Genomic DNA, 4,811 nt, shown 5'->3' with positions numbered 1-4,811 from the left:
GTCGCCGGGGGCGGCGGTGAGCAGCACGAGCCCGGTCACCGCGGCGGCCACGGACAGCAGCACCGCCCGGTCGGGCGCGCGACGGTCGAGCACCGCCCCGGCGACCGCCACGAATACCGGCGCGCTGCCGATCGTGATCATGGTCGCCACACTGACCGAGGTCAGTACCACGGCGGCGAAGTAGCCCGCCTGGAACAGCGCGAGCAGGGCCCCCGCCGTCAGCAGCCGGCCCACCGCCGCCCGGGTGCGGGGCAGGGCCCGCAGCCCTCCGGTACCGGCCACCAGGAGCGAAGCGAGAACACCACCCACGAGCAGCCGGTAGGTCGCGACCGCGAGCGGATGCAGACCGGCCGCCCCGGCCAGGACCGAGCCCGCCAGACCACCGGTCCCCCACAGCACCCCCGCGGCGAGCAGACCCGCCGTGGCCACGGCGGGCTCGGACGGGCGGAGCCGGGCCACGGGCACGCGGATCCTCCAACCTGTCGTCGACGGACCGGCGGTCCGGACCGAGGGGGCACCCCGGAGGATAGCCGTCCGGCCCCGGGGGACGACCCTCGGTGTTTCGATCTTGTGGACCCCGGGAACATTGCCCGGGTGCCGGACACCGCCCCCTCCCCACCACCCCCGCTCCCCGCGGCCGCGCTGGTCTCGCTGCCCGGTCTCTACCTCGGTGCCGCCGACTACCTCGGGCTGCCGCACCCCGCGGTCGCGGCCCCGCTGGCGGCGGTCGTCTACGGCGTCGCGATCATCGGTGCGGCCTTCCTGCTGTCGTGGGCCGCCGAGGCTGCCCAGGTCGACATCAACGGCGGGCTCGCGCTCGCCCTGCTGGCCTTCCTGGCGGTGCTGCCGGAGTACGCCGTGGACTTCGTGTTCACGATGCGGGCGGGGATGATCAACGCCGAACAGGGGCACTGCCTGCCGGACGCGGAGGGGGCCAATCCGTGTTCCCTGGCGCTGGCGAACATGACCGGCGCCAACCGGATCCTGGTGGGGATCGGCTGGCCGCTCGTGGTGCTCGTGGCCACGCTCGCGGTCGTGCGGGCACGGCGCCGGGGCGGCGCGCACAGCGTCTCCGCACACGTCGGGTGGGTGCGCCTGCCGCGGCGGATGTCGGTCGAGGTGTTCTTCCTCGGCGCCGCGACGGTGTACTCGCTGCACTTCCCGCTGCGGGACTCGCTGACCCTGGTGGATGCGGCGGTGCTGGTGTCGCTGTTCGTGCTCTACGCCTGGCGTTTGGCCAAGGCGCCGGTGGAGGAGCCGGAGCTCACGGGCACGTCGGCGTGGATCGGCACCCGACCGGCACGCCCGCGGCGCTGGCTCTACGGGCTCATGTTCGGGTACGCCGCCGTGGTCATCCTGGCCACGGCGGAACACTTCGCCGAGAACCTCGTGCACACCGGCACCGAACTGGGCATCGACCACTTCCTGCTCGTGCAGTGGGTCGCCCCACTGGCCAGCGAGTCACCCGAACTGATCGTGGCGTGTCTGTTCGCCTGGAAACTGCACGCCAGCTCGGCCCTGGGCACGCTGTTGTCCAGCAAGGTCAACCAGTGGACCCTGCTGGTGGGCACGATCCCGGTCGTGTTCGCGCTGTCGTCGGCCTCGTTCGACGGCCTGCCGATCGACCTGCACCAGCGCTTCGAACTGCTGATCACGGCGGCGCAGTCGCTGTTCGCCGTGTGCATCCTGCTCACACTCACCATGACGGCGCGCTGGGCCGCCACGCTGCTGGTGCTGTTCCTCATCCAGTTCGGCACCAGCATCGCGCTGCCCGAGGAGCAGGACCGCCTCGTCATCGCCGTGCTGAGCGCCGTCTACGGCATCCTGTCGCTGGGACTGCTCGTCGCCCGGCGCGCGGAGCTGACACGGGTGATCCGGGACGGGACCGCGACGCCGTTCGCGGTGCTCCAGCGCGCCGACGAGCAGGAGGAGGTCCGCCTGCGCGGGGAGTGACCGACGGGGTCCCGGGGGAGGTCACCGCCGACCCGGGGTGGTGTCGCGGTGCCTCCCACGGCCCCCGCCTCAGGTGTCGTCCGCCATCAACTGCGTACGCAGGGTGTCCAGCCCCATGCCACCCATCCGCAGGGCGCGGGTGTGGAAGTCCCTGAGGTCGAAGGCGTCCCCGCGGCGACGCCGGACGTCCTCCCTGGCCTCCAGCCACAACCGCTCCCCCAGCTTGTAGGCCGGGGCCTGCCCCGGCCAGCCGAGGTACCGGTCGATCTCGTCGTGCACGTGGTCCGCGTCGGTGATCGTGCGGGTGAGCATGAACTCCAGACCCAGGTCCGGGGTCCAGCGCTCACCCTCGTGGAAGCCGGTTCCCGCCGGGATCTCGAGACCGAGGTGCATCCCGATGTCGACGATCACCCGCGCGGCCCGGAACAGGTGCGCGTCCAGCATCCCGAGCAGGTTGCCGTCGTCGGTGAGGAAGCCGAGATCGCGCATCAGCCGCTCGGAGTAGAGCGCCCACCCCTCGGCGTGGCCGGAGGTGAGCGCCAGCAGGCGCTGGAACCGGTTCAGCGACGCCTCGTGCACCCCCGTCGCGATCTGCAGATGGTGCCCGGGCACCCCCTCGTGGTAGACGGTTGTGACCTCCCGCCACGTGGGGAACTCCGTCCGGTCGGCGGGCACGGACCACCACATCCGGCCCGGCCGGGAGAAGTCCTCGCTCGGGCCGGTGTAGTAGGCGCCGACCGGCCCGCCGGGCGGGGCGATCCGGCACTCCAGGCCCATCAGCGCGTCCGGGATCTCGAAGTGCGACCCGCGCAGCGCCGTGAGGGCGTCGTCGGACAGCCGCTGCATCCACTCGCGCAGCGCGTCCTGACCACGCACGCGGTAGCGCTCGTCGGCGTCGAGGGCCTCGGCGGCCTCGGCGGGGGTCGCCCCCGGCCGGATGCGGTCGGCGACCTCGGCGATCTCCCGCTCGATGCGGGTGAACTCCTGCCACCCCCACTCGTAGGCCTCCCTCGGGTCCAGGTCGGCACCGAGGAAGTAGCGGGACCACAGCCGGTAGGTGTCCTCGCCGACGGCGTCGGTGGTGGGCGCCTCCGGGGCGAGTTCGGCGCGCAGGAACCCGGCGAGCTCGGCGTAGGCCTCCTGGGCGGTGTGCGCGGCGTGCCGGAGGTCCGCGCGCAGGGTCTCCGGCACGCCCCCGACCCGGTCGGCCCCGGCGACCAGCGTCTCGAAGTAGCCGGTTCCGCCGCTCAGTCCGGCCCACACCTCGGCCTGCTCGGCCACCCTGGTGACCTGCCGCAGGGCGGGGGCGCGGCCGGCCTCGGCGGCCGCCAGCAGGGAGGTGCGCACCCCGTCCAACGCGTCCGGCACCCGGGACAGCCGGGTGGCGAGGGTGGCCCAGTGCTCCTCGGTGTCGGTGGGCATCAGGTCGAACGCCATGCGCAGTTCGTGCACCGGGCTGGCGATGACGTTCAGCGCGGCCTCGTCCTGGCCCGCCTCGTGCAACTCCAGCTCGATGCCGACCCGCTCGGTGAACACGGCCTTCGCCAGCCGCTCGGCCTCGTCGGCGGGTTCGGCCGTCGCCATCTCCCGCAGGGCCTCACGGGCGAGGGCCGCCCGGGCGGCGTGCCCCTCGGGCGAGTAGTCGGTGAGCCGGTCGTCGTGGGCGAAGACGCCGAACCCCGTCGCCGCGACCGGATGGGCCGCGGCGAAGTCGTCGACGTAACGGTCGCAGATCTCGTGGACGTGCATGGCGGCACGCTACCGCGTCCGCACCCGGGCCGGTCGGCAACACAGGACCTGCGGCCGGGACGACGCCTGCCACGATGGAGACATGCCCGACTTCGACGCGGACCTGCCGTCGCACATCGACCGCGTACTGACCGACTTCCTCCAGCGGGCGAGCGCGCGCATCCGCGCGACCGAGCCCGCGTTCGAACCGGCGGTGGACGCGCTGTCCGGGTTCGTCCTCGGCGGAGGGAAACGGCTGCGCCCCACGTTCGCCTGGTGGGGGTGGCGCGGCGCGGGCGGTGATCCGGCGGGGGACGACGCCGAAGGGGTGCTGCACGCGGTGGCCAGTCTGGAACTCATCCAGGCGTGCGCGCTCATCCACGACGACGTCATCGACTCGTCCGACTCGCGACGGGGGTCGCCGACCGTGCACGTCGCGTTCGCCGCGCGGCACGCCGAACGGCACTGGCTCGGGTCGTCGGAGTCGTTCGGCCGTGCCGCGGCGGTGCTCATCGGTGACCTCGCGCTGGCCTGGGCCGAGGACATGTTCGCCGGGGCGGGGCTGCCCCCGGCGACCCTGGAGGCCGCCCGGCCCGCGTGGCGGGCGATGCGCACCGAGGTGCTCGCCGGGCAGTACCTGGACGTGCGGACCCAGGCCTCCGGGGACGCCTCGGCGGAGGCCGCGCTGCGCGTCGACCGGCTCAAGACCGCCGCGTACACCGTGCAACGACCGTTGCATCTCGGTGCGGCGCTCGCGGGGGCCGACGCGGAACTGATCGACACGCTGCTCGACCTCGGCGGTGACCTCGGGGTCGCCTTCCAGCTCAGAGATGACCTGCTCGGGGTGTTCGGGAACCCCTCGGTGACGGGTAAGCCCGCGGGGGACGACCTGCGCGAGGGCAAACGCACCCTGCTGCTCGCGCTCGGCCTCGCGTACGCGGAGGAACAGGGCCGCACCGGCGACCGCAAGGTGATCGCCGAGGCGGTCGGGGACCCCGCGCTCACCGACGCGGAGGTCGACGACGTGCGGCAGGCGCTGACCGACGTCGGCGCGGTCGCCGAGGTCGAGCGCCGGATCGAGCAGCTGGCCGCGGGAGCGCTGCGGTCGCTGCGCCGGGCGGCGCTCACCG

4 protein-coding genes are annotated in these 4,811 nt (G+C 73.6%); 2 read left to right on the top strand and 2 right to left on the bottom strand.

Features of this window, described 5'->3' with window-relative positions:
- A partial coding sequence (locus tag SACPADRAFT_RS0217925; RefSeq protein WP_028662553.1) for an EamA family transporter occupies positions 1–459 on the bottom strand: 459 nt, incomplete at its 3' end.
- A 135-nt stretch (positions 460–594) separates the two neighbouring features.
- On the opposite strand from SACPADRAFT_RS0217925, the gene SACPADRAFT_RS0217920 reads away from it, so the two are divergent.
- Entirely contained in the window at positions 595–1,953 is a 1,359-nt protein-coding gene (locus SACPADRAFT_RS0217920; protein ID WP_028662552.1) for a sodium/calcium exchanger protein, read from the top strand.
- A gap of 69 nt (positions 1,954–2,022) precedes the next feature.
- On the opposite strand, the gene SACPADRAFT_RS0217915 is transcribed toward SACPADRAFT_RS0217920, so the two are convergent.
- Positions 2,023–3,702 carry a DUF885 domain-containing protein gene (locus SACPADRAFT_RS0217915; RefSeq protein ID WP_007026528.1) on the bottom strand — a complete coding sequence of 560 codons (1,680 nt, stop codon included), beginning with the start codon at positions 3,700–3,702 and terminating at the stop codon, positions 2,023–2,025.
- 82 nt (positions 3,703–3,784) lie between these two features.
- On the opposite strand from SACPADRAFT_RS0217915, the gene SACPADRAFT_RS28535 reads away from it, so the two are divergent.
- Positions 3,785–4,811, top strand: a 1,027-nt coding sequence (locus SACPADRAFT_RS28535; RefSeq protein ID WP_007026527.1) for a polyprenyl synthetase family protein, incomplete at its 3' end; no start/stop codon positions are given.

Source organism: Saccharomonospora iraqiensis subsp. paurometabolica YIM 90007 (assembly GCF_000231035.2).
Classification (GTDB): Bacteria; Actinomycetota; Actinomycetes; order Mycobacteriales; family Pseudonocardiaceae; genus Saccharomonospora; species Saccharomonospora paurometabolica.
This window is presented reverse-complemented; position numbering and strand designations above follow the sequence as displayed.